This is a genomic window from Burkholderia sp. Ax-1724, assembly GCF_011752995.1.
Taxonomy (GTDB): domain Bacteria; phylum Pseudomonadota; class Gammaproteobacteria; order Burkholderiales; family Burkholderiaceae; genus Paraburkholderia.
The window spans coordinates 168,676-194,547 of record NZ_VWWL01000012.1; the positions used below are offsets into that span (position 1 = coordinate 168,676).

General features: G+C 64.6%; 19 protein-coding genes. 8 read left to right on the forward strand and 11 right to left on the reverse strand.

From position 1 onward, the window contains the following. Positions 1–7: 7 nt before the first annotated feature. The 5 genes from iolD to F3J19_RS16510 all read right to left on the reverse strand — a co-directional run bounded on the left by iolD (position 8) and on the right by F3J19_RS16510 (position 7,319). On the reverse strand, positions 8–2,011 hold the full coding sequence (iolD, locus tag F3J19_RS16490; protein WP_167043179.1) for a 3D-(3,5/4)-trihydroxycyclohexane-1,2-dione acylhydrolase (decyclizing): 2,004 nt from the start codon (positions 2,009–2,011) through the stop codon (positions 8–10). After that, a complete protein-coding gene (gene iolC / locus F3J19_RS16495; RefSeq protein ID WP_167043181.1) occupies positions 2,008–4,044 on the reverse strand; it encodes a 5-dehydro-2-deoxygluconokinase in 2,037 nt (678 codons plus the stop codon). The genes iolD and iolC overlap by 4 nt, the downstream gene beginning before the upstream one ends. Before the next feature lie 73 nt (positions 4,045–4,117). After that, the gene (locus F3J19_RS16500; protein WP_167043249.1) at positions 4,118–4,924 is read right to left on the reverse strand and encodes an ATP-binding cassette domain-containing protein; all 807 of its coding nucleotides are present in this window, start codon (positions 4,922–4,924) and stop codon (positions 4,118–4,120) included. A 22-nt stretch (positions 4,925–4,946) separates the two neighbouring features. Then, entirely contained in the window at positions 4,947–6,152 is a 1,206-nt protein-coding gene (locus F3J19_RS16505) for an ABC transporter permease (RefSeq protein ID WP_167043183.1), read from the reverse strand. Between the two features lie 120 nt (positions 6,153–6,272). Further along, a complete protein-coding gene (locus F3J19_RS16510) occupies positions 6,273–7,319 on the reverse strand; it encodes a sugar ABC transporter substrate-binding protein (protein WP_167043185.1) in 1,047 nt (348 codons plus the stop codon). Between the two features lie 279 nt (positions 7,320–7,598). Between F3J19_RS16510 and F3J19_RS16515 the strand changes: the two genes are divergently transcribed. The 4 genes from F3J19_RS16515 to F3J19_RS16530 all read left to right on the forward strand — a co-directional run bounded on the left by F3J19_RS16515 (position 7,599) and on the right by F3J19_RS16530 (position 10,977). After that, positions 7,599–8,483 (forward strand): MurR/RpiR family transcriptional regulator, encoded by an 885-nt coding sequence (locus F3J19_RS16515; RefSeq protein WP_167043187.1) that lies wholly within the window; start codon positions 7,599–7,601, stop codon positions 8,481–8,483. Continuing rightward, complete coding sequence (gene iolG / locus F3J19_RS16520; protein ID WP_167043188.1) at positions 8,476–9,492, forward strand: inositol 2-dehydrogenase; 1,017 nt, start codon at positions 8,476–8,478, stop codon at positions 9,490–9,492. Before F3J19_RS16515 ends, iolG begins: the two co-directional genes overlap by 8 nt. Beyond that, positions 9,492–10,538 carry a Gfo/Idh/MocA family oxidoreductase gene (locus F3J19_RS16525; protein WP_167043251.1) on the forward strand — a complete coding sequence of 349 codons (1,047 nt, stop codon included), beginning with the start codon at positions 9,492–9,494 and terminating at the stop codon, positions 10,536–10,538. Before iolG ends, F3J19_RS16525 begins: the two co-directional genes overlap by 1 nt. Positions 10,539–10,749: 211 nt before the next feature. Beyond that, positions 10,750–10,977, forward strand: a complete 228-nt coding sequence (locus F3J19_RS16530; RefSeq protein ID WP_075301700.1) for a sulfurtransferase TusA family protein — start codon at positions 10,750–10,752, stop codon at positions 10,975–10,977. 206 nt (positions 10,978–11,183) lie between these two features. Here the strand turns inward: F3J19_RS16530 and galU are convergent, their stop codons facing one another. Together galU and F3J19_RS16540 are read right to left on the reverse strand one after the other, a co-directional pair. Next, positions 11,184–12,065, reverse strand: coding sequence for a UTP--glucose-1-phosphate uridylyltransferase GalU (gene galU / locus F3J19_RS16535; protein WP_167043190.1), 882 nt, complete (start codon positions 12,063–12,065; stop codon positions 11,184–11,186). A 68-nt stretch (positions 12,066–12,133) separates the two neighbouring features. Then, positions 12,134–15,013 (reverse strand): valine--tRNA ligase, encoded by a 2,880-nt coding sequence (locus F3J19_RS16540; RefSeq protein WP_167043192.1) that lies wholly within the window; start codon positions 15,011–15,013, stop codon positions 12,134–12,136. Between the two features lie 819 nt (positions 15,014–15,832). Here F3J19_RS16540 and F3J19_RS16545 point away from each other — a divergent pair. After that, positions 15,833–18,184 carry a UvrD-helicase domain-containing protein gene (locus tag F3J19_RS16545; RefSeq protein WP_167043194.1) on the forward strand — a complete coding sequence of 784 codons (2,352 nt, stop codon included), beginning with the start codon at positions 15,833–15,835 and terminating at the stop codon, positions 18,182–18,184. Beyond that, complete coding sequence (locus F3J19_RS16550; RefSeq protein WP_240158997.1) at positions 18,181–19,065, forward strand: 5'-methylthioadenosine/adenosylhomocysteine nucleosidase; 885 nt, start codon at positions 18,181–18,183, stop codon at positions 19,063–19,065. Before F3J19_RS16545 ends, F3J19_RS16550 begins: the two co-directional genes overlap by 4 nt. Positions 19,066–19,354: 289 nt before the next feature. On the opposite strand, the gene F3J19_RS16555 is transcribed toward F3J19_RS16550, so the two are convergent. After that, complete coding sequence (locus tag F3J19_RS16555; RefSeq protein ID WP_167043196.1) at positions 19,355–21,271, reverse strand: propionate--CoA ligase; 1,917 nt, start codon at positions 21,269–21,271, stop codon at positions 19,355–19,357. Positions 21,272–21,761: 490 nt separating this feature from the next. Between F3J19_RS16555 and F3J19_RS16560 the strand changes: the two genes are divergently transcribed. After that, positions 21,762–22,151: a tlde1 domain-containing protein gene (locus F3J19_RS16560; protein WP_167043198.1), complete on the forward strand. Its 390-nt coding sequence runs from the start codon at positions 21,762–21,764 to the stop codon at positions 22,149–22,151. Between the two features lies 1 nt (position 22,152). Then, positions 22,153–22,404 carry a hypothetical protein gene (locus F3J19_RS16565; protein ID WP_167043200.1) on the forward strand — a complete coding sequence of 84 codons (252 nt, stop codon included), beginning with the start codon at positions 22,153–22,155 and terminating at the stop codon, positions 22,402–22,404. Between the two features lie 138 nt (positions 22,405–22,542). Here F3J19_RS16565 and F3J19_RS16570 read toward each other — a convergent pair whose 3' ends face one another. The 3 genes from F3J19_RS16570 to F3J19_RS16580 form a co-directional block, all read right to left on the reverse strand. Next, a complete protein-coding gene (locus F3J19_RS16570; RefSeq protein WP_167043202.1) occupies positions 22,543–23,112 on the reverse strand; it encodes a lysozyme inhibitor LprI family protein in 570 nt (189 codons plus the stop codon). 257 nt (positions 23,113–23,369) lie between these two features. Further along, on the reverse strand, positions 23,370–24,620 hold the full coding sequence (locus F3J19_RS16575; protein ID WP_167043204.1) for an MFS transporter: 1,251 nt from the start codon (positions 24,618–24,620) through the stop codon (positions 23,370–23,372). 364 nt (positions 24,621–24,984) lie between these two features. Beyond that, entirely contained in the window at positions 24,985–25,860 is an 876-nt protein-coding gene (locus tag F3J19_RS16580) for an HlyD family secretion protein (protein WP_167043206.1), read from the reverse strand. Positions 25,861–25,872: the final 12 nt, after the last annotated feature.

Sequence of the window (25,872 nt, forward strand, 5' to 3'; positions counted from 1 at the left end):
GGCGTCCTCATTCGTGAGCGTGGCGAGCGTCGTGCGGCAGGGATGCGGGCGGCTCGGCGCGCGCGGCAAGCTGCGCGTCGTATTTCGCGCGCGCGGCGCGCACCGCCTCGCGCGGCGAGACTTCGGGCACCGCGACTTCCCACCACCAGCCGCCGTCGCCGGTGGTACGGGCCGGATCGGTGTCGATACTGATGACGTACGTGCGCGTGGCCGCGCGGGCGCGCCGCAGCGCCGCTTCGAGTTCGGCAAGATGGCCCACGTGCTCGGCCTCGGCGCCGAGCGCGCGCGCATGCGCGGCGAAGTCGATGCGTGGCGCGCCGGCTGCGCCCTGCAAGCTGTCCGCGAGCAGATTGTTGAACGGCGCGCCGCCGCAGGCTTGCTGCAAGCGGTTGATGCAGCCGAAGCCGCGATTGTCGAGCACGATGACGATCAGCTTCGCGTCGAGCATCACCGAGGTCGCGATCTCGCTGTTGAGCATCAGATAACTGCCGTCGCCGAGCATCACGATCACCTCGCGCTCGGGCCGTGCGAGCTTCACGCCGAGTCCGCCCGCGATCTCGTAGCCCATGCACGAATAGCCGTATTCGACGTGATACGCGCCAGGCCGGCCCGCGCGCCACAGCTTGTGCAATTCGGCGGGCAGCGTGCCGGCCGCGCACACGACGATGTCGTCGTTCGCCGAATGCGTGCTCGAACGCTGCACCGCGCCGATCACGTCGCCCTCGTAGGGCAGCACGGCGTCGCGTTGCGGCGCATGCGTGAGCGTGTGCACGGTGTCGCGCCAGCTTGCCGCGAGTTTGTGCGCACGCGCGGTCCATGCGCGCTCCGCGTGCCAGCCGTGCAGCGATTCGCCGAGCGCATCGAGCGCGAGCCGCGCATCGGCCTCGACGACGAGCGCGCGATGCTTGAGGCCGTCGAACGCATTGGCGTTGATCGCGATCACGTCGGCTTGCGTGAACAGCGTATTCGAGCCGGTCGTGAAGTCTTGCAGACGCGTGCCGACCGCGAGCACGCAGTCGGCATCGTGCGCGAGCGCGTTGGCGGCCGGCGAGCCGGTCACGCCGAGCGCGCCCGTGTTCAGCGGATCGTTCCACGCGAGCGCGCTTTTGCCGGCCTGCGTTTCGGCGACCGGTATGCCGTGCGCGCTCGCGAAGCGCTGCAGCGCGTCGGCCGCGCGGCCGTACAGCACGCCGCCTCCCGCGACGATCAGCGGATGCTTTGCCTGCCGCAAACGCGCGCACGCCGCCTCGATCTCGTCGATTCGCGGCGCGGGCGCATGAAAGCGGATCACGCGCGTCGCGAAGAAGTCCGCCGGAAAATCCCACGCCTGCGCCTGCACGTCCTGCGGCAAGGCGAGCGTGACGGGGCCGCACAACGCGGCGTCGGTCAGCACGCGTATCGCGCGCGGCAAGGCGCTCAGCAATTGCGCCGGATGCACGATGCGATCGAAGTAGCGCGACAGCGGCTTGAACGCATCGTTGGCGGAGACGCCGCCGTCGGCGCAATCTTCGAGCTGCTGCAACACCGGGTCGGGCGCGCGCGAGACGAAGATGTCGCCGGGCAACAGCAGCACCGGCAGGCGGTTCACGTGCGCGAGCGCGGCGGCGGTCAGCAGATTCGTCGCGCCCGGGCCGATCGAGGTCGTGACCGCCATCATGCGGCGGCGGAAATGCGCCTTCGCATAGGCGATCGCGCTATGTGCCATCGCCTGCTCGTTATGCGCGCGCAGCGTCGGCAATTCGTCGCGATGCTGGTACAGCGCCTCGCCGATGCCCGCGACGTTGCCGTGGCCGAAGATCGCGAACACGCCGCCGAACAGCGGCTCGGTGCCGCTGCCGTCTTCGCTGGCGACGCGTTGCGCGGCGAGATAGCGCACCAGCGCCTGGGCCATCGTCAGGCGCAGCGTGGCGCCGGCATTCGCGTGCGCCTGTGCTTGCTCCTGTGTTTGCGCATGGGTCTGCGCGGCGCTGCTCGCCGATAAGGCGTCGTCCTGCATGATGCGTTCGTTCATGCGGCCTGCTCCTGATGAACCTGATGCGGCGTGCCTTGAGCGGCTTGCCAGGCGGCGATCAGCGTTTCGAACGTATGGCGCACGCGCGCGATCAGTTCGTCATCGCCGATTTCTCCGGCCAGCCACGCCTGACTCGGGTCGTGAAAGATCGTGCGGCCGACCGTAAAGCCGCGGCACGTCGCCGACCGCGCGGCCGCGCGAAAGCCCTCGCTCAACTGCTCGACGGCCGCCGACAAACCGAGCAGCACGACGCCACGGCAATACGGGTCGCGCTCGGCGATCAGCGTATCGATGGCGTGCCATTGCGCGGCGTCCATCGGTTCGAGCTTCCACCACTCGGGATAGATGCCGAGGTTGTAGAGACGCTTGAGCGCGCGATACACGATGTCGGGCCCCTGCGGCAGCGACGCGTGCTTCGGCGGAATCACCTCGAGCAGCAGTTCATGGCCGCTCGCCTGGGTCGCATCGTAAAGCGCGCGCAATTGCGCTTCCTGTTCGAGGCGCTGCTCGATCGGCTCGTCGGGATGAAACTGCACGAGGCACTTCGCAACGTGCTCCTTCGGCCACGCGAGCAGCGTCGTGCCGATCGAGCGGCCCTGATCGAACACGAGCGGCACCGAACCCGGCAGCTCGACCGGGCGGCCGATCCACCAGCCGCGGCCGGTCGCGGCATTGAGCGCGTCCTGACCGTAGCGGTCGTCGATCAGCACGCCGATGCGGCCTTGCAGATGCAGCGCGTGTTCGGTCTGCGCGACCGCTTCGACGAACAGGTTCTTCAGATGTGCAACGCGCGCTTCGTCGGCGCCGGTTTGCTGCGCCAGTTCGAAAAACTGATTGCGATGATCGAACGCGAAGCCGAGCACTTCATGCCAGGGCTTGCGTGCCGGCGATACGCGATGCAGGCGCGCGAGCTTCGCGTCGCGGTCGGGCCGGCGCATCCGTTGCGGATCGGCTTGTGCTTCGCCAAGGAAGTAGTCGAGTTCGGCGGGCGTCGGCATGGCCGGGGCACAGCCGTGCCGCGAGACCACCAGCGCGCCGCTCGCGTTCGCGGCGCGCGCGCAGGCGTCGAGCGGCCGGTCGCGCAGCCAGCCGGACAGAAAGCCCGACGCGAATGCATCGCCCGCGCCGAGCACGTTCAGCACCTCGACTTCGACGCCGCCGTGAACCGGCATCTCGTCGAGCGAAGCCGGCACGTTGCCGTCGATGATCTGGCAGCCGAGCGGCCCGCGCTTGAGCACGAGCGTGGCCGGTGTGACCGCGCGTACCATCGCGAGCGCGTCGATCAGCTCGCTCTTGCCGCCGGCGATGCGGAATTCTTCCTCGGTGCCGATCACGAGATCGAACAGCGGCAGAATGCGCTGCAAATGCGCGGTGACGCCTTCGCTCGCGACGAAACGCGTCTCGCCGTCGGCCTTGCCGGTGAGTCCCCACAGCACCGGACGATAGTCGATGTCGAGCACCGTGCGCACCTGGTTGCGGCGCGCGTAGTCGAGCGCGCGGCGGCTCGCGCGGTTCACCTGCTCCGTCGAGAAGTGCGTGCCGGTAATCAGCAGCGCTTTCGACGAGGCGATAAAGGCCTCGTCGAAATCGGCCGCGTCGATTGCCATATCGGCGCAGTCGTCGCGGTAGAAGATCAGCGGGAACGTGTCGCGGTCCTTGAGGCCGAGCAGCACGAGCGCGGTCAGCCGCTGGCGATCGACGCGCACGCGGCTCACGTCGCAGCCTTCATTCGCGAGCGTTTCGGTGAGAAAGCGGCCCATGTGATCGTCGCCGACGCGCGCGAGCATCGCCGCATCGAGTCCGAGCCGCGCGCAGCCGAAGGCGATATTCGCCGACGAACCGCCGAGATACTTCGCGAAGCTCGATACGTCTTCGAGCCGCGCGCCGACCTGCTGCGCGTACAGATCGACGGCGAGACGGCCGAGGCAGATGATGTCACGCGCGCGTCCCGGCGCGAAGCGGCTGCCGCGCGCGGTGCCCGCACCGGTATCCGAACCCGGCGCGGTCGCACGCGATATGCTGGAATGGTTCATGAAGAATCCTGAATAACGGGGCGCGGTGGAAGGCCACGCGGGTTAGGCGGACGACGTGCGATCCGCGCGAAGCTCAGATGGTCGCGCCTTCGAGTTCACCCATCATTTTCTGCATCTCGGCACCGCCGGCCATCATGTCGAGCACCTGGTCCTTGCTGATCGTTTCCTTCGTGAACGTGCCGAGCGATCTGCCGCGATTGAGCAGCGTGAACGAATCGCCGATCGGATAGGCGTGATGCACGTTGTGCGTGATGAAAATCACCGAGATTCCCTTGGCGCGCGCCTTGTGAATCAGCTTCAGCACGTTGAAGCTCTGCTTCACGCCGAGCGCGGCGGTCGGTTCGTCGAGAATCAGCACGCGCGCGCCGAAGTGGATCGCGCGCGCGATCGCGAGACATTGCCGCTCGCCGCCCGACATCGTGCCGATCGGCTGATGCGGGTCGCGCACGTTGATGCCCATTTCGGCGAGCTTGTCGCGCGCGGTGCTCGCGCAGGTGTCGAGGTCCATCACGTTCAGGAAGCCGAATAGTTTCCTGTTCGGCTCGCGGCCCATGAAGAAGTTGCGCGCGACCGACAGCAGCGGCACCAGCGCGAGGTCCTGATAGACGGTCGCGATGCCGAGATCGAGCGCGTCTTTCGGCGAGGTGAAGCGTACCGGCTTGCCGTCCACCAGATAGGTGCCGGCGCTCGGCTGATGGACGCCCGCGAGCGTCTTGATCAGCGTCGATTTGCCGGCGCCGTTGTCGCCGAGCAGGCAGTGCACCTCGCCGCGTTTGAGGCGCAGCGTGATGTCGTTCAGCGCGATGATGTTGCCGAAATAGCGGCTGACGTTTTCGAGCGCGAGGATGGTGTCGTCCGCGTTCTGTTCGAGGTCGGTCATCATGAACTCCTTGCCGGGCGCGTTAGCGCGATGCGGCGACGCGGCCGCGCACGTAGTGATTGAACAGCACGGCGAACAGCAGCATCACGCCGAGGAACACGCGGAACCAGTCCGAGTCGACATTGGTGTAGGTGATGCCGATCTGCACCACGCCGAAGATCAGCGCGCCGAAGCAGGCACCGACCACCGAGCCGTAGCCGCCCGTGAGCAATGTGCCGCCGATCACGGCCGCGATGATCGCCTCGAATTCGGCTTGCAAACCACGGTCGGCGGCCGCCGAGCCGATATCGCACACCTGCAGCACCGCATACAGGGCCGAGCAGAACGCGGTCAGCACGAACAGCGAGATCTTCACGCGGCGCACCGGCACGCCGACGTTCTTGGCCGCGTTGGCGTCGCCGCCGACCGCGAAGATCCAGTTGCCGAAGCGCGTTTTCGCGAGCGTGAACGCGCAGACCACGGCCAACGCGAGCCACCACAGCAGGACCTTGGGAATGCCCGGCACGAGCGGCGTGCCGTTGTCGAGCATCTTCACGAGGCCGAGATGGCCGAGCGAGACGAACAGCCCTTTGAAGGCGACGCCCTGGAAGAACGTGTGCGCGAACCAGTCCTCGCGCGCGACGTCGCCGACGCCGGAAATGATCGTGCGGTCGGCGAACATCACCGAGAGCGCGAGCGTGAGGCCGCGCAGAATGAACAGGAACGCGAGCGTGACGATGAACGACGGCAGCCGCGTGCGCATCACGAGGTAGCCGTTGAGCGCGCCGAGCAGCATCGAGCCGGCGAACGCGAACAGGATCGCGAGCCAGATCGGCCAGTGGAAGTACATGGTCGGCAGCGCGACCATCATGCCGGCAAAGCCGATCATCGAGCCGATCGACAGGTCGAACTCGCCGGCGATCATCAGCATGCACGCGCCGACCGAGATCAGGCCGAGATAGGCCGCGACCTGCGACCAGTTCATGATGCCGTCGAGGTTGAACATCCCCGAGTTGCCGGCCGCGAGGCCGAACACGAGGAACACCATCACGGTGCCGGCCAGCGCCGCGAATTCGGGGCGGTTCAGCAGGTGCCGGAACCACGATTCCTCGCGCACGCGTTCGTCCGGCGCGGTGGCCGACGTGGCTGCTGAGGTGGCCCCTGAGGTGGCCGCTGATGCAGCCGGGTCCTGCGGATCGGACGCGGGCGGTTTGCGGTGATTGGGATGGAAAAGATCGGCGACACCCATTGAAGCTCTCCTTGATACGCCGGCAAGCCGATCGACGCGGCACCGCGGGCGTTGGAACTGATGAATTCAACCGTGGGCCGCCGGCGCGGCGGCCTGCTCAGGCGCTGCGTTGCCGCGCAGTCAGCGATATTGCCCCGCGTATTTGAGTACCTTGTCGACGTTGGCCTTCGTGATGAAGCCCGGACCCGAGCCGATATTGCGCGGCCCATACGACGGCGCGAGCCCGTAGGTGTCGAGCCGCTCCTTGAACTTCGGATTCGCCTGCAGAATCTCGCGGATCTTCACCGGATCGGTCGTCTGGTTCTTCTTCGCGATCGCGAGCACGGCAACCGGGATATAGCCCTGCAAATACGGCTGCTGGTCGATCGCGAACTGGATCGTGCCGTTCTGGATGCCCTTCGCGATGTCGCTGTCGAAGTCGAACGTGGCGAACCAGAGCTTGCCGGCAAGGCCCATCTGTTGCAGCGCCTTCAAGGTCGGATCGGCCGACAGCGGGCCGAGCGCGAGCACCGCCTGGGTGTCCGGATGATTGCGCAGGAACGCGCTGACTTTGGACTGCACGCCGGTCGGGTCCTGGCCCGCGTCGAGCGTCGAGGTCTTGACGTCGGCGCCGATCGCCTCGGCGAAACCGCGGCAGCGTTCGAACGAAGCCGGGTTCGTCGCATAGTGGTTCACGCACAGGAACGACTTGATGCCGGCGGCCTTGGCCTTTTCGCCCGCCGCCTTGCCGGCCGCGTATTCGGGCTGGCCGACGTGCATGAGCGCGCCGAGCTTGGCGCTCTGTTCTTCGGTGCCCGAATTGATCGTGACGAGCGGAATGTGCTTTTCGGTGACTTTCGCAATCGAGCTCTTCAGCACGTCGAAGTCGGCGATCGAGACGATCACGCCGTCGTAGTTGCGCGCGGCCGCCTGTTCGACGAGACGCGCCATGTCGGCAATGTCGCCGTTCGGCGGATTGCGGTAGTCGGTCTGAACGTTGAAGTCCTCGTCGGCCTGTTTGATCGCGTTCTTGATCGTGTTCCACCACGAATCCGAATCGGGCGCATGGCTGATCAGCACGAAGTGAGCGTCCGCCGCGCGGGCTGCCGTCGCCGCGCCGAATCCCGTTGCCAATGCCAACGCCGTCGCCAGAATCCTGAGCGCCGCCTTGCCTTTGCCAAGTCTCATGGTCTCCACCTTTCTCGATCTGTCGTTTGTCATTGAAGGCGCGCCTCGCGGATGGTTGCCCATTTCCGTGTAAATCCGCACAACAGGGCCGAAGCGGCACCGCTCAGGACCAAGAGTAGGCCATCTTTCGATGTCTTGCAAAGAAAATTTCACGAAAAATAAAAATGGAAAATATGTTCCATTTGCTTGGGGCGCTGCCTATAATCGGCAGCGTCGGAAGCACGAGCGGGAGGCCGCGAGTGCTTCTGCCGCATAGCAAAAAACACTCGAGGGGCAGACATGGCGGAACCGAACACCGAAGAAACGTTGCCGGGCGTCGAGGATTTGATGCGGCGCATCGCGGACAACTACGAGACGCTGCCGCGTCAGCTGAAGAGCGTCGCGACCTATATCGAGCAGCATCGTTCGAGCGTGATGATGGACCGCACGAGCGACATCGCCGCGAACTGCGGCGTGCATCCGTCGGCGGTCGTGCGCTTTGCGCAGCGCTTCGGCTTTTCCGGCTTCTCCGATCTGCAGGCGGTGTTTCGTCAGGCTTATGCGGAGCAGGGCGTGTCGTCGCCGAGCTATCAGCAGCGCATTCGCCGGCTGATCGACGAGAAGCCCGGCACCTTGTCGGGCGGCTCGGTCGCGCGCGAGTTCATCGCGGCGTCGCGCGGCGGCCTCGAAGAACTCGAGGCAGGCCTCGACGACAAGCAGTTCGACGCCGCCGTGAAGATGCTGCAGCAGGCCGACAACATCTACGTGGTCGGCGTGCGGCGCTCGTTTCCGGTCGCGAGCTACATCGTCTACGCGTTGCAGCACACGCCCAAGCGCGTGCATCTCGTGTCGGGCTTCGGCGGCATGTACCGCGAGCAGATTCGCAGCGTGAAGAAGGGCGACGTCGTGATCGCGATCAGCTTCGCGCCATATGGCAAGGAAACGCAGTACTGCCTGCGCGTCGCGCATCATCTTCAGGCGAAGACGCTCGTCATTACGGATAGCCAACTATCGCCGCTCGCGCGCTACGCGAGCACGCTGTTGTATGTGAAAGAGGGCAGCGCGTTCGCGTTTCGCTCGCTGACCAGCACGATCTGCCTGTGCCAGGCGTTGTTCATTGCGCTCGCGTACAAGCTCGAACTGAACGTTGAAGAATCCCACGACCCTGGAGGCTACGATGACTGACGCGGTAAACACGATCGACGTCGCGCTGTTCGGCGCGGGGCGCATCGGCAGGATTCATGCGGCTAACCTTGCGCGGCAGCCCGGCGTGCGGCTCAAGTACGTGGTCGACGTGAATCGCGAGGCCGCCGGGGCGCTGGCCGAGCAGCATGGCGCGCGGGTTGCCGATATCGATGGCGCGCTCGGCGACGCGTCGATCGGCGCGTCCGTGATCTGTTCGAGCACCGACACGCATGCGGACCTGATCGTGAAGTCGGCGGCGCAGAGCAAGCACGTGTTCTGCGAGAAACCGGTCGATCTCGCGCTCGAGCGCGCGCGCCTGTGCGCGCAAGCGGTGGAGCGCGCGGGCGTGGTGTGCATGATCGGTTTTCAGCGCCGTTTCGATCCGACGTTTGCGTCGCTGAAAGCGCGCCTCGACGCGGGCGAGATCGGCACGCCGGAAATGCTCGTCGTCACGAGCCGCGATCCGGGCGCGCCGCCGCTCGAATATATCCGGCACTCGGGCGGCATCTTCAAGGACATGCTGATTCACGACTTCGATATTTTCCGCTGGATTCTCGACGACGAAGCCGACACGCTGCACGCCACCGGCAGCTGCCTTGGCGATCCGGCGATTGCCGAGGCGGGCGACATCGATTCGACGGCGGTCACGATCCGCACGAAGCGCGGCCGGCTGTGCCAGATCAACACCGCGCGCCGTGCCGCTTACGGCTACGACCAGCGCTTCGAAGTGCTCGGCAGCGGCGGCATGCTGCAAGCCGGCAACGTGCGGCCGACCGAAGTCACCGCGTACTCGAAAACCGAGGTGTCGACCGACGTGCCCGAGGCGTTCTTTCTCGAACGCTATCGTGCGGCCTACGCGCTCGAAATCGCGCATTTCTTCGATGGGGTCAGGCATGGCAAGCCGGTGCGCACGACCGTCGCCGATGGTCTGAAAGCGCTCGAACTCGCCGAAGCGGCGACGCGTTCGTGGCGCGAAGGCCGCGCGATCCAACTCGGCGAGGTGGCGTGATGAAGCCGGCTACGCAGCAGGTGCGCCTCGGCGTGGTGGGCCTTGGGCGGCTCGGCAAGCGGCACGCCGAAAATCTCGCGTATCGCGTGCCGGGCGCCATGCTCGCGGCCGCCTGCAGTCCGTTGGAAGACGAACTCGCATGGGCTCGCGATGCACTGCCCGAGCCGCGTCTTTACACCGATTACGCAGACCTGCTCGCCGATCCGCAGGTCGATGCGGTGTGGCTCGTCACGCCGTCGTCGCTGCACGCGCAGCAGATCGTCGACGCCTTGCAGGCTGGCAAGCACGTGTTCTGCGAAAAGCCGCTGTCGCTCGACGTGGCCGAATGCGAGCGCGTGCTGGCGGTCGCGGCGCGCTATCCGCACTTGCAGGCGACGATCGGCTTCATGCGGCGCTTCGATCCGAGCTACAAGGACGCGTTCGACAGGATCGCGATGGGCCAGATCGGCCGGCCGTTTCTCGTGCGCTCGCAGACCACCGACAAAAACGATACCGACGGTTTCTTCGTGCGCTTCGCGGCGACCTCGGGCGGCATCTTTCTCGACTGCACCGTGCACGACATCGACGTCGCGCGCTGGCTGCTCGGCAAGCCGCGTGCGACGCGCGTGTTCGCGGCGGGGGCCGTTGCGTTGCACGAAGGCTTGCGTGAATTCGGCGACGTCGACAACGGCGTCGCGATCTGCGAATTCGAGGGCGGCAAGCTCGCGATGTTCTACGCGTCGCGCACGCAGGCGCACGGCAACGACACGCATAGCGAAGTGATCGGCACGGCGGGCGCGCTCGCGATCGGCCGCAATCCGCGCGCGAATCGCGTCGAGATTTATGACGCGAGCGGGGTTCGCAACGAATGCACGCCGAACTTTTTCGACCGTTTCGAGGATGCATTTCTGCACGAGGCACGCGCGTTCGTTGCGGCGGTGCAGGGCGGGGTGGCTCAACCCGAGTCGGCGCAGGCGGGGGCGACGCTGGCCGATGCGCTCGAAGCGACGCGGATTGGCATGGCGCTGCGCGAGTCGCTGCAAAGCGGGCAGGCGGTGATGCTGTAGCGGCGCGGGTTGCCGCTCGGGGGCCGGTGAGGCGGGGGAAACCTTGGGGGCGAACCTTGGGGGGAGGCGAGACGAGGCGGGGCGGATCGTGTCGAGGCGGTGACACGCACCGTCGCAGGCCCGGGCGGCGAAACACCGCCTGCTGTAGAATTTGGCCCTCTGTCCGGCGTCGCGAGCGACGCCCTCGTCCCGAAGGTCATCGTCGATGCAAATTCAGATTCACAAGGAAGTCGATGCGCGCGGGCTCATGTGCCCGCTGCCCATCCTGCGCGCCAAGAAGGCGCTCGCCGACATGGAAAGCGGCCAGATTCTCAAGGTGCTCGCCACCGATCCCGGCTCGCAGCGCGATTTTGCCGCGTTCGCGAAGCAGACCGGCAACGAGATTGTCGAAAGCTCGGCGCAAGACAAGGTGTTCACGTTTCTGATGCGGCGGCGCTAGGCAGTCAAACCCGCCAGAACCCGGCACTCGGCCAAACCCGCCGCGCGAGGCGGTACGCAAGAAGCAGAAAAGGCGCTGTGCCCGCGAATGCGGGGCACAGCGCCTTTTCGTTTTGAGCGCACCGAGCGCACCCGAGGGCACGCTCAGCGGTGTGGCGCGCGTTGCGTTGAATGGCCCCGCGGCCCGCAGGCCGCGAAGCGAATCCGTCAGCCTTCCAGCACCGGCGAACGCGTGCGCAGATACTGCTCGAAATCGGCGGCCACTTCCGGGTGACGCAGCGCGAACTCGACCGTCGCCTTCAGATAACCGAGCTTGCTGCCGCAGTCGAAACGCGTGCCGTGATACTTGTACGCGAGCACCTGTTCGTCGGCGAGCAGCGACTGGATCGCGTCCGTCAACTGCAATTCGCCACCCGCGCCGGGCTTGATCGAGCGCAGATGATTGAAGATGCGCGGCTTGAGCACATAGCGGCCGACCACGCCGAGGTTCGACGGCGCCACGCTCGGCTCCGGCTTTTCGACGATGCCTGACATCTTGATGATCGAATCTTCCCACTCCTTGCCGTCGACGATACCGTACGACTTCGTGTCTTGCGGCGGGATCTCTTCGACGCCGATCACCGAGCTGTGATAGTGATCGAACACCTCGATCATCTGCGTCATCACGGGCGGCGTGCCGTACAGCAGGTCGTCCGCGAGAATCACGGCGAACGGGTTTTCGCCGACCAGCTTTTCTGCGCACAGCACCGCGTGGCCGAGGCCGAGCGCTTCGGCCTGGCGCACGTAGAAGCAGTCGACATGGCTCGGCTTGATGCTGCGCACGAGTTCGAGCAGCTTGTCCTTGCCGCGCGCCTCGAGTTCGGCCTCGATTTCATAGGACTTGTCGAAATGGTCCTCGATCGCCCGCTTGCTGCGGCCCGTGACGAAGATCATTTCGGTGATGCCGGCTGCCATCGCTTCCTCGACTGCGTACTGAATCAGCGGCTTGTCGACGATCGGCAGCATTTCTTTCGGGCTTGCCTTCGTGGCAGGGAGGAATCGGGTGCCAAGACCGGCTACCGGAAATACCGCCTTTGTAACTTTTAGCATGTGATTACCCTGAGTCCTCTGGTTTAAGGCCTTGCCCACCGCGGCGGCGGTGGGGCAAGACGTGTCGATCAGACCGGCAAGCGATCCAGTTGCGCTTTCAGCTTGCCGACGGTAGCTTCGAAATCGGCGAGACGTTTTTGTTCCTGTTCAACGACCGCCGGCGGCGCCTTGGCAACGAAAGCCTGATTCTGCAGCTTGCCGTTGCATTTGGCGATTTCGGCGGTGAGACGCGCGATCTCTTTCGACAGGCGTTCCCGCTCGACGGCCACGTCGATTTCGACCTTCAAGACGAGCTTGTCGCTTCCTACGATAGCAATCGGCGCGCCATCCGCCTGCGCATCGAGCGTAGCCTCGTCGGCGATGATCTGCACTTCGGACAAACGCGCCAATGCCTGGGCGTATGGCGCGAAAGTGCGAAGCCGCTCCGCGTTGCCGGTGGCGAGCAACGGCACCTTCACGGCCGGCGACAGGTTCATCTCGCCACGCAGATTCCGGCACGCGTCGATCACAGCCTTGAGGTCGGCGGCCCAGCGCTCGGCGTCTTCGTCGAGCTTGGCGGGCTCGGCGATGGGGTACGGCTGCACCATGATGGACGCTTCGCCTTCGGCCTTGCCCTCGGGGTAGCGTGCCGCGAGCGGCGCCACTTTCTGCCACAGCGCTTCGGTAATGAACGGAATCACCGGATGCGCGAGGCGCAGCACCGTTTCGAGCACGCGCAACAGCGTGCGGCGCGTGGCGCGCTGCTGGTTCGGCTGTCCCGTCTGGATCTGGACCTTTGCAAGTTCGAGATACCAGTCACAGTATTCGTCCCATACGAACTTGTATAGGGCATTGGCGACATTGTCGAAGCGATAGTCGGCAAAACCCTTGGCGACTTCGGCTTCCACGCGTTGCAGCAGCGACACGATCCAGCGGTCGGCCGGCGAGAAATGCAGATGGCCTTCCGGCCCGCATTCGCCGCATTGCGCCGGCTGGCCGAAACCGCAGTCGTGGCCTTCGCAGTTCATCAGCACGAAGCGCGTGGCGTTCCACAGCTTGTTGCAGAAGTTGCGATAGCCCTCGCAGCGCGCGAGGTCGAAGTTGATGTTGCGCCCGAGCGTGGCCATCGAGGCCATCGTGAAGCGCAGCGCGTCGGTGCCGAACGCCGGAATGCCGTCCGGAAACTCCTTGCGGGTTTTCTTTTCGATCGACGCGGCCTGCTTCGGATTCATGAGGCCGGTGGTGCGTTTCGCGACGAGCGCGTCGAGGCCGATGCCGTCGACGATATCGATCGGGTCGAGCGTATTGCCCTTGCTCTTCGACATCTTCTGGCCTTCGGCGTCGCGCACGAGGCCGTGCACGTAGACCGTGTCGAACGGCACCTTGCCCGTGAAGTGCGTGGTCATCATGACCATGCGCGCGACCCAGAAGAAGATGATGTCGAAGCCGGTGACGAGCACCGACGACGGCATGAAGTGCTTCAGTTCCTCGGTTTCGTTCGGCCAGCCGAGCGACGAGAACGGCACGAGCGCCGACGAGAACCACGTGTCGAGCACGTCTTCGTCGCGTTTCAACGCACCCGTGTAGCCGGCCGCGGCGGCTTTCGCGCGCGCGTCTTCCTCGGTCTTCGCAACGAAGATTTCGCCGTTCTCGCCGTACCACGCCGGAATCTGATGGCCCCACCAGAGCTGACGCGAGATGCACCAGTCCTGGATGTTTTCGAGCCACTGGTAGTAGGTGGTGGTCCAGTTCTCCGGCACGAATTTGATCTGGCCGTTACGGACCACGTTCAGCGCGGTTTCGGCGATCGACTTGCCCGGGTTGAACGTGCCCTCGGGAGCCGGCTTGCTCATCGCGACGAACCACTGGTCGGTCAGCATCGGCTCGATCACGACGCCGGTGCGGTCGCCGCGCGGCACCATCAGCTTGTGCGGCTTGACCGATTCGAGCGCGCCGAGCGCTTCGAGATCGGCGACGACCTGCTTGCGGGCGTCGAAACGATCGAGGCCGCGGTATTTTTCGGGCGCGTTGTCGTTGATCTTCGCGTCGAGCGTGAGGATTTCGATTTGCGGCAGCTGGTGGCGCAGGCCGACCTGGTAGTCGTTGAAATCGTGCGCGGGCGTGACCTTGACGACGCCGGTGCCGAATTCGCGGTCGACGTAGTCGTCGGCGATGATCGGTACTTCGCGGTTCGACAGCGGCAGCGTGACGGTCTTGCCGATCAGGTGTGCGTAGCGTTCGTCTTCGGGATGCACCATCACGGCGGTGTCGCCGAGCATGGTTTCCGGACGCGTGGTGGCGACGGTCAGATGGCCCGAGCCGTCGGTGAGCGGATACTGGATGTGCCACAGGTGGCCGTTTTCTTCCTCGCTGACCACTTCGAGGTCGGAGACGGCGGTGAGCAGCACCGGGTCCCAGTTGACGAGACGCTTGCCGCGATAGATCAGGCCCTGTTCATACAGGCGTACGAATACGTCGCGCACGGCGGCCGACATTTTGTCGTCCATCGTGAAGTATTCGCGCGACCAGTCGATCGATGCGCCGAGACGGCGCACCTGGCTCGTGATGGTCGAGCCCGACTGCTGCTTCCATTCCCACACGCGCTCGACGAACTTGGCGCGGCCGAGGTCGTGGCGCGACACGCCCTGCGCGTCCAGTTGCCGTTCGACGACGATTTGCGTGGCGATCCCGGCGTGGTCCGTGCCCGGCACCCACAGCGTGTTTTCACCGAGCATGCGGTGATAGCGCGCGAGGCCGTCCATGATGGTCTGGTTGAACGCGTGGCCCATGTGCAGCGTGCCCGTGACGTTCGGCGGCGGCAGCTGGATCGAGAAATCCTTGCGATTGGAGTCGAAGGAGGGCGCGGCGTAGGCGCGCTTTTCCCATTCCGGGCCCCAATGGGCTTCGATGGTGTGGGGTTCGAAGCTTTTGGCAAGCGTCGAGGTGGGGTCGCTCGAGGTGTCGCTCATGTTTCTGGTTAAAGGCAGGATTTTGGATGCGGAGGATTGGAGATTATAGCTGGGAGGGGGAGGGGCCTGCGTGGGGCGGTTTTTTTCGTTTTTCTGGCTTTGTTGGCCTTTCCTTGTTTTCTTGTCGGTCTATTGGCGTTGCCCCTGTGCGGGGCGGCACCTACTTTCTTTGCGGCTGCAAAGAAAGTAGGCAAAGAAAGCAGCTTCACACCGCCAATTCTGAAGCGGGTCCCCTGGCTTGGAGGGGATCGTGGTGCATCTGGAATCTGTCTCCTCGCGCATTCCGCGTCAGTGACAAGGCCGTCATTCTTCCGGCGGCGCTACGCGCGCCGAAGCCCGGCTCAAAAACCATCGGTTGTTTCGGCGTGTCGCCGAGGTGCAGCCGATGGCCCCCGTTGCGCGAACGAACCCGCGGGTTCTCCTGGCAGACCCGTCCGCGACGCACGCAGTGCGGAGTGGGAGCGGATGATGGCTTTTGTCACCTGCATTGAATGTGCGAGGGCACCGATTCCAGATGCACCACTGCCCCCTCCGAGCCAGGGGACCCGCTTCAGAATTAGCGGTGTGAAGCTGCTTTCTTTGCCTACTTTCTTTGCAGCCGCAAAGAAAGTAGGTGCCGCCCCGCACAGGGGCAACGCCAATAGACCGACAAGAAAACAAGGAAAGGCCAACAAAGTCAGAACAACGACAAAGAAGCACCGCCCCGCCCAAGGGGCCAACACCCCAAGAACAACGACACCCCCCAATCCAGACCAACAAAAAAATCCCGCCCCGCACAGGGGCCTATAATGTCATTCGCCCTGCCGTCCGCCAGAGAAAATGCCCGATCTCCTCGCCAATCTGAACCCCGAACAACACGCCGCCGTCACGCTCCCCAATGAGCCCGCACTGATCCTCGCAGGTGCCGGCAGCGGCAAAACCCGCGTCCTGATCACCCGCATCGCGTGGCTCATCCAGCACGGCCTCGCGTCTCCCGCGACCGTGCTCGCCGTCACCTTCACGAACAAGGCCGCTCGCGAAATGATGGCGCGCCTCTCGGCGCTTCTGCCCATCGACACGCGCGGCATGTGGATCGGCACCTTCCACGGTCTCTGCAACCGCATGCTGCGCGCGCATCACCGCGACGCGGGCCTGCCCGCCACGTTCCAGATTCTCGATACCGCCGACCAGCTTTCCGCGATCAAGCGCCTCATGAAGGGCCTCAACATCGACGACGAAAAGTACCCGGCGAAAAATCTCCAGTACTTCATCAACAACGCGAAAGAGCAGGGGCTGCGGCCGAAAGACGTCGACGCCACCGACAACTTCAATCGCAAGTTCGTCGAACTCTACGAAGCCTACGACCAGCAGTGCCAGCGCGAAGGCGTGGTCGATTTCCCCGAGCTGCTGCTGCGCTGCCACGAACTGCTCGCGCACAATCCGCCGCTGCGCGCGCATTACCAGGCGCGCTTCCGGCATATCCTCGTCGACGAGTTCCAGGACACCAACAAGCTGCAATACGCGTGGCTCAAACTGCTCGCGGGTCAGCACAACGCGATCTTCGCGGTCGGCGACGACGACCAGTCGATCTACGCATTCCGCGGCGCGAACGTCGGCAACATGCGCGATTTCGAGCACGAGTTCAACGTGCGCAATCTGATCAAGCTCGAACAGAACTACCGCTCGCACGGCCATATTCTCGATGCCGCAAACCAGTTGATCGCCAACAACTCGCGGCGCCTCGGCAAGAATCTGCGTACCGACGCGGGGCACGGCGAGCCGGTGCGCGTCTACGAATCGGCAACCGATTCGCAGGAAGCGGGCTGGATCGTCGAGGAAATCAAGGCGCTCATCAGCACCGGCACCTCGCGCAGCGAAATTGCCGTGCTCTATCGCAGCAACGCGCAGTCGCGCACGATCGAGCACACGCTCGTGAACGCGGGCATCGCGTATCGCGTGTATGGCGGCCTGCGCTTTTTCGAGCGCCAGGAAGTCAAGCACGCGCTCGCCTATCTGCGTCTGATCGACAACCCGAACGACGACACCGCGTTCGCGCGCGTCGTCAATTTCCCGACGCGCGGCATCGGCGCGCGCTCGCTCGAACAGCTCGCGGACGCGGCGCGCCTGTACAACTGCTCGATGGCCGCGGCAATTCCGTACGTTGCGGGCAAAGCCGGTTCGAGCCTCGCCGCGTTCGCGAACCTGATCGGCAGGATGCGCGCGGAAACGCAGCAGATGAGCCTGCCCGAAACCGTCGAGTACGTGGTCCGCACGAGCGGTCTCGCGGAGTTCTACCAGAACGAGCGCGAAGGCCAGGACCGGCTCGAAAACTTGCAGGAACTCGTCAACGCGGCGGCCGCGTTCGTCAGCGAAGAGGGCTACGGGCTCGATACGCCCGCGCGCTCGATTCCGCTGCGCCCCGGTGCGAGCGCCGCGCCCGAACTGGCGGTCGCGACCGACGATCCGAACACGGTCGTGCTCGATGCGCCCGATCTCGCCGAGCCCGCGCAAAACCCCGACACGATGACGCCGCTCGCCGGTTTTCTGTCGCACGCGTCGCTCGAAGCGGGCGACAACCAGGCGCAGGCCGGCCAGGAAGCCGTGCAGCTGATGACGGTACACGCGGCCAAGGGGCTCGAATTCACCGCGGTGTTCATCACCGGTCTCGAAGAAGGGCTGTTCCCGCACGAGAACAGCGCGATGGAAACGGACGGCCTCGAAGAAGAACGGCGCCTCATGTACGTGGCGATCACGCGCGCGAAGGAGCGGCTCTATCTGTCGTTCGCGCAGAGCCGCATGCTGCACGGCCAGACGCGCTACAACATCCGCTCGCGCTTTTTCGACGAACTGCCGCAGGACACGCTCAAGTGGCTCACGCCGAAGGTCGAGGCGGGTTCGCGCTGGGGCGGCCGCTCGGACAACGCCGGCTATGGACGCGACTGGTTCGCGCGGCCTGGCTACACGGGCCCCGCCTCGACGACCCCGGCCACGCTGCCCGCTTTCGCGAACGAGCAGCGCGCGGCGGAAACGGGCTTCCGCGTCGGTCAGCAGGTGTTCCACACGAAGTTCGGCGAAGGCACGATCACCGCGCTCGAAGGCGGCGGCACCGATGCGAAGGCGCAGGTCAAGTTCAAGCGGCACGGCGAGAAGTGGCTGGCGCTCGCGGTGGCTAAATTGCAGGCGGTCGAATGAGCGCACCCACGACGACTATCCCGGGCGCGGCTCCCGAGGCCAATCTCAATGCTGTTCCGAATGCAGGCGCTAATGTAGTCACCAGCGCCGATGCGCGGCGTCCGCTCGGCGTGCTGGCCGCGCTGCCGCAGGAACTCGGCGATCTGATCGAAGCGATGCGCGCCGAATCCGGCGTGCGCACGGTCACGCACGGCCAGCGCGATTATCACGTCGGCACCGTGCGTGGCACGCCGTGCGTCGTCACGCTCGCGCGCGTCGGCAAGGTCGCGGCGGCGGCTACTGTCAGCGCGCTGATCCATGCGTTCGATGTCGAAGCGATCGTGTTCACCGGGGTGGCCGGCGGCGTCGGCAGCGAGGTGCGGATCGGCGATATCGTCGTCGCCGATACGCTGCTGCAGCACGATATCGACGCGTCGCCGCTGTTCCCGCGCTTCGAGGTGCCGCTGCTCGGCGTGTCGCGTTTCGGCGTCGATGCGACGCTCGCCGACCGGCTCGCCGCCGCCTGCGAGCGCTTCGCCGCCGAGGAAGGCGCGGCTTGCGCGGCGCGCTTCGGCACGCGCGAGCCGCGCGTGCATCGCGGGTTGATCGTCAGCGGCGATCAGTTCGTCGCGAGCGCGGCGGCCGTCGCGGCATTGCGCGAAGCCTTGCCCGATGCGCTCGCGGTCGAGATGGAAGGCGCGGCGCTCGCGCAGGTCTGCTACGAGTACGGCGTGCCGTGTGCGGTCGTGCGCACCATTTCCGATACCGCCGACGATCATGCGCCGACGTCGTTCATGTCGTTCCTCACCGAGATCGCGGGCACGTATTCGAACGCGATTCTTGCGCGCTTTTTCGAAGCGCATGGCGAGGCGGGGGAGCGGGCAGGGACGGCGCGAGGGTAAGTAGCGAAGCCGCGCGCGAAGTTGGCCGGCTGACTTGCTGGTGACGCGGGTAAAGGCGCGCTACAGCGGCGGGTTGGCGATACGGCGGACGCGAATGCGGGGCTCGCTGATTTTTTGCCGCGGGGCGCGCGTTGCTCGCGCTGACGTTGCGCGTCGGCGCTTCGATACTCGCGCCTTAGCCGTCGCCGCTGCTTGACTCCAGCGCTCCAAGTGCTGCACACCCGCACCTCACGCCGGCCTCATGTCAGCTTCACGCCCGGCTCCCGCAGCAATTCAGCCTTGTCCGCTCTCATTCGAGCCCACCACCGAGCGCATCGCGCACCTGCTGTAGCGCGGCCGGGTCTTCGATCGTCGGCAGGTCGCCGGGCTCGCGGCCTTCCGCGAGCGCCGCGATTGCGCGGCGCAGCAGTTTGCCGGAGCGCGTCTTCGGCAGCATCGACACCATCACCACGCGCGTTGGCCGCGCGATCGTGCCGAGTTGGCGATCGACCGTCGCCAGCAGTTCGGCTTCGAGCCGCGCGCGCTCGCTCGGGTCGCGGCCGCCAGGATCGTTATCGGGGCGCGCGCCGCGCAGCACGACGAAGGCCATCGCGGTCTGCCCCTTGAGCGCATCCGTCACGCCGACCACCGCCACTTCCGCGACGGCCGCGTGGCTCGACAGCGCTTCCTCGATCTCGCGCGTGCCGAGCCGGTGGCCGGCGACGTTGATGACGTCGTCGGTGCGGCCGAGGATCGTCACGTAGCCGTCCGCATCCTGCACGCCCCAGTCGAACGTCGAATAGACCTGATGGTTCGGAATGCTCGACCAGTAGGTGCTGACGAAGCGGCGGTCGTCGCCCCACACCGTCGACATGCAGCCCGGCGGCAACGGATGGTCGAGCGTCAGCACGCCTTTTTCGCCGACTGCGCACGGCTCGCCCGTCAGTTCGTTGCGCAGCGTCAGGCTGAAGCCGGCCGACGGCACGCCAGGCGAGCCGAGCTTGGTCGGCAGCGCTTCGACGCCGCGCGGGATCGCGAGCATCGGCCAGCCGGTTTCGGTCTGCCAGTAGTTGTCGATGACGGGTTTGCCGAGCGCGCCGGAAATCCATGCGGCGGTCGGCTCGTCGAGCGGCTCGCCGGCGAGAAAGAGCGTGCGCAGGCTCGACAGATCGGCCGCCTTCAGCAGCGCCGGGTCCTGCTTCTTCAGCACGCGCAGCGCGGTCGGCGCGGTGAACATCAGGTTGATCCTGTGCCGCTCGACGAGCCGCCACCAGATGCCGCCGTCCGGGCGAATCGGCGTGCCGTCGTACATGACGGTGGTGAGACCCGCGATCAACGGCGCGTAGACGATATAGCTGTGGCCGACCACCCAGCCCACGTCGGAAGCGGTGAACATCGTGTCGCCGGGCTTGCCCTCGAAGATGTATTCCATCGAGGCCGCGAGCGCGACCGCATAGCCGCCGACGTCGCGCTGCACGCCCTTCGGCTTGCCGGTCGTGCCCGAGGTGTAGAGCACATAGGAAGGCTCGTTCGATTCGAGCCATTCGCACGGCACGTGGGCGTCGAAGAACTGCTCGCGCAGCGGCTCGTAGGCGACGAGATAGGGCGCGTTCAGGCGCTCGGGCGCGAGTTGCCGGTCGATCAGCAGCACGTGCGGTGTCTTGTGCGCGGCGCGCGCGAGCGCTTCGTCGACGAGCGGTGTGTAGTCGATCACCTTGCCGCCGCGTGCGCCGGCGTCGGCGGTGACGATCAGGGCGGGTCTGGCGTCGTCGATACGGGTGGCGAGGTTCGGCGCCGCAAAGCCGCCGAACACGACCGAGTGAATCGCGCCGAGGCGTGCGCACGCGAGCATCGCGAACAGCGCCTCGGGGATCATCGGCAGATAGATCAGCACGACGTCGCCGCGCTTGACGCCGAGCGAGCGCATGACCGCGGCCATGCGGTTGATTTCCGCGTACAGCTCGGCGTAGGTGTAGTGCCGCTCGATGCCGGTTTCCGTCGATACGTAGACGAGCGCGTTCTGCTGCGCGCGCTCGGCGAGATGCCGGTCGACCGCGTTGTGGCACAGATTCGTGCGGCCGCCGACGAACCAGCGCGCGAACGGCGGATTCGAGCGGTCGAGCACGCTGTCGAACGGCGTGTGCCAGTGGATGCGCTTCGCTTCGTCGCCCCAGAAAGCCTCGGGGTTCTCGATCGAGCGGCGGTGGAAATCGCGGTAGCGGGTCATCGGCGGCGATCCTCGTGCGGCGTGGTGGAGGGGGGCGGATGAAACAGTCGCGCAAATTCCGCGCCCGAGGGAGGCGCGGGTGTCCGCATCAGCATAGACAGGCATCGTGGGGTGGGTAATGCGGGTTGACCATGAGGGGCGGGCGCGGGCGTGGGCTGCGGGCGGGAGTGATGGGGTTTGCGGGGTGCGGGGCGGTTGTGTGGTGCAGCTCGCCGCCTGTCTGGTTCGGCTTGCTCCGGCTGAGCTGCAGAATCATCCGTCGCCCATATCTTATTCGGTCGTTGCCTGGTAATTTACGGGCCTTGCCGGTACAGGTGCTGTGAATCGAACCGATTGTCTCAGGCAGTTTCTATTTCGGCCCGGTCATCTTTTTCATTTCAAATGAGAGGTTTGCGTGTCTGATCGATATGCCGCTGAGCACGGTATTCCGACTGGCCCTGTTTGAGCCAGATCGCAGGTATCCCTTGACTTTAGCGGTCGCTTTCTGACTATGAATGGTCCCGTTTTTCGGACTTATGCGGCATCGTCGGGCAGCGTGGCTGACAGACGAAGTTTTGATTACTCGCCGGCTCGCCAGCGTGAGCACAATACGGGTCCTATTCCTTCCGGCCGATACTGGATACTGCCGTCGCAAATGTGGGAAAACCACTGGTATAGCCTTGCTCCTCGAGCGGCGTGGGGTGATCATCGGATCACGATTCACATCTATCCAGGAACACAGACGTACGGGCGGGGTGGTTTTTTTATTCACGGCGGCACACATGCAGGTAGCGCTGGGTGCATCAACCTGCACATCGAAATGGAGGCATTTGCGAGGGATCTGAATGAGTGGGTCGCGTCGTCGCCGGACTGCTACATCCCGCTAACCGTCAGGTACTGACATGTCGAAAATCCCGGTTGCGCGTCTTCTGACGGGCGCTATTCTGTTTGCCTTCGTCGCTGCAGTTGTTGCGTTTAATCTCGTGAACCTGAACGAAGCATATGGCAGTGGCGAACCGTACTATTCGCGCACGACAAACATGGACAAGTGGAGCGATCCGCTTCCCGTTCTCGCTGTCGTTGATGGCGTCGCTGTTCTCGCGGTTGCGGCATGTTTTTTTCTGTGGAGACGTGCTTCGAGAACTATGCGTTGAACGTCGCGTCGGAAGGCTTGGTGCTTCACCTATGCCAACAAGCAGGCGAAGTACTGGAGCGGGTAAGGCTGACGCCAGCAGGCAAGCCATCGCAGGAGCAGGTTAGGCGAAAACCCGCATGCCGCATTCGTTGTGCTCTTAGGGATTGAGAAATTTTTCTAGCTGTTTGATTCGGTCCTGAGTAGCTCCTTTCATGCAGTCCCAAAAGTAAATGTAGCGCGCGGATGCTTCGCCCATTGCATAGACATAGGCGTAACAGTAACTATCGCGATACTTTATCCAATTATCCTGTGCGCTGATGAAAGCAGGTTCGGCGAGAGGATCGCCGGATGCCCTCGATTCTTTATCGATTTCCTTTATTTCCTTCAGAACCTGCGAGTACCTCGAACTGAGCTCCGAGTTCAGATGTTCGAAGTCTCGCTGTTCGCATGCGGCGATATCGTCATTGGAAGCATGCTTGGCTGTCTGGCAGAAGTGGTCGATCTCTTTGGGTATATTCCCAGTGAAATGGATCGACGACGAAGGAAATTTTTCATAATCAAAGGGCACCGAATAAACGGTTTTCCCATAGGCGAATGAGCCAAAAGTCAGTAAGAAAATAACGTGTGATGAAATTAGCGTAGCCAAATAGTGGGTTCCCAAACCCCGAATTCTTTTGCTCGCGTGTATTTTTGTTTGTGCCGTCGCGTGGACAGTGATCGGGCTCATTCGCGACCTTCATGTAGTGTGCATTGCGTCTTGCGATCCTAAACGGGGACCACCTCTAACTCTCCTCGGCGTTAAAGCAAACTTGCCTCCAATACAGTCGGATAACTCTGAAATTTGCTCGCAGATCTTGCAAAGCGGATAAGCGCTTCGGGACCCATACCCTCAAGACATCACCCATCCCGACCGTTCCAAAAGAAAAAGGCGCCCCAAGGCGCCTTTCCCTCGCATGCAACCGCATGCAGCATCCACTCAAACCATCACGCTTTCGCGCGCTTCCCCTCGATATCCGGCAGCAGCACCGTCAGCACGCCGATCAGCGGCAGGAACGAGCAGACCTTGTAGACGAACGCGATGCTCGTCGCGTCGGCGAGCTGGCCGAGCACGGCCGCGCCGACTCCGCCCAGGCCGAACGCGAAGCCGAAGAACAGCCCCGCGACCATGCCGACCTTGCCGGGAATCAGTTCCTGCGCGTAGACGAGGATCGCCGAGAACGCCGAGGCTAGCACCACGCCGATCACGACCGTCAGCACGCCGGTCCAGAACAGGTTCGCGTACGGCAGCAGCAGCGTGAACGGCGCGACGCCGAGGATCGACACCCAGATCACGTACTTGCGGCCGATCTTGTCGCCGATCGGCCCGCCGATCACCGTGCCCGCCGCGACCGCCGCGAGGAACACGAACAGATGGATCTGTGCGGCCTGCACCGACAGATGGAACCGGTCGATCAGATAGAACGTGAAGTAGCTGTTGATGCTCGCGAGGTAGAAGTATTTCGAGAACACGAGCAGCACCAGCACGCTCATCGCCATGACGATCTTGTTGCGCGGCAGCGTCGCGTGGGTCGCCTGGCCGCGCGCTTTCTTGACCGACGGATGACGCTTGTACCAGCGCCCGATCTGCGTGAGCACGACGATCGCGACGAGCGCCGCCGCCGAGAACCACGCAATGCTGCCCTGGCCGTGCGGATACACGATCAGCGCGGCGAGCAGCGGTCCGAGCGACGAACCCGCGTTGCCGCCGACCTGGAACAGCGACTGCGCGAGCCCGTGGCGGCCGCCCGAGGCCATGCGCGCGACCCGCGACGATTCCGGATGGAACACCGACGAGCCGCAGCCGACCAGCGCGGCGGCGATGAGCAGCACGCCGAAGCTCGACGCGACCGACATCAGCAGCAGGCCGGCGAGCGTGAAGCCCATGCCGACCGGCAGCGAATACGGCTTCGGATGCTTGTCGGTATAGCTGCCGACGAGCGGCTGCAGCAGCGACGCCGTGATCTGGTAAGTCAGCGTGATGAGGCCGATCTGCCCGAACGACAGCGAGAAGTTCTCCTTGAACATCGGGTAGATCGCGAGAATCAACGACTGGATCATGTCGTTGAGCAGGTGCGAGAAGCTGATCGCGCCGAGCACGGAGTAAACCGTGCGCTGGACTTTGGCGACGGCCGGCGCAGCGGCAGAGGGGGAAGGGGGCGCGCCGGCGAGGGCGTTTTTATCGAGGCTCGTTTCCATACGCTAGATGAAGGAGATCAAGGCACACAGTGAAGGTGAGAAACCGGCGGCCGACGCGTGCGGGGCCTGGCGTGTGCTCTTCATGCCCCCTTCATGCTCCCTTTTGTCGTCTTCAGGGTTTTTTTGCGGTCTTTGTCGGTGTCTCACGCGAAATCCGCGGCGTGGGGCCGCGTCAACCAATGTTTGTAAGCATGGGTCGAAGTGTAATGTGGCTTGAGCGAATTGTGCGGACAAGTTTTGTCGCGAATCGGACGCACAAGCGAAGGCGGCAGGCGATTCGGGTTTCGATTCGCCTGCCGCTCTCGCTGCTTTCCGACGCTGCTTGATGTTCCCCTGCGCTCCCCGCCGCCCCGCGGCGGCCCGATCAACTCGCCTTGCGCGTCGCCGGCCGCACGATCACCGTGCAGGTCGTGCCCGCGGCCAGCATCACGTCGTCGGGCACGGAATCGATCTTCACGCGCACCGGCACGCGTTGCGCGAGGCGCACCCAGTTGAAGGTCGGGTTCACGTCGGCGAGCAGTTCATGGCTTTGCGGATTGTCGCGGTCGTAGATGCCGCGCGAGATGCTTTCCACGTGGCCTTGCAGCGTGCCGCCGCTCATCAGCTTCACTTCGGCCTTGTCGCCGATGCGCACGTGCGGCAGCTTGGTTTCCTCGAAGTAGCCGTAGACCCAGAACGAATGGCTGTCGACGATCGCGAGCTTGGCGGCGCCCGCGGTCGCGTAGTCGCCACGGAACACGCTGAGGTTCGTCACGTAGCCGTCGACCGGCGAGACGACGCGCGTGCGTTCGAGATTCAGCTTCGCGGCGTCGAGCGCGGCGAGCGCCTGCTGGTAGGCGGCCTCGGCGGCCGACGCCGTATGCGTCGCGTTTTCGCGGTTTTCCTTCGACACCACGAGCGCATCCATGTCGGCGCGCCGTTGCGCGTCGTCGCGCCTCATCTGCAATTCGGCCTTGCGTGCGGCAACCGCCGCCTGCGCCTGCTCGACGGCGATCTGGTAGTGCGACGGATCGATCTGCATCAGCAGGTCGCCCTTCTTCACGAGCTGGTTGTCCTTGACCGGCAGATCGACGATCGCGCCCGACACGTCGGGCGCGACGTTGACGATCTCGGCGCGCACGCGCCCGTCGCGGGTCCACGGTTCGTCCATGTAATGGACCCACAGCACGCGGCCAATCAGGATCGCGACGATAAAAATGACGGCTGTCGCGACGAAGCCCACAAGATTTCGGATGGTCATGATTCGACTCTG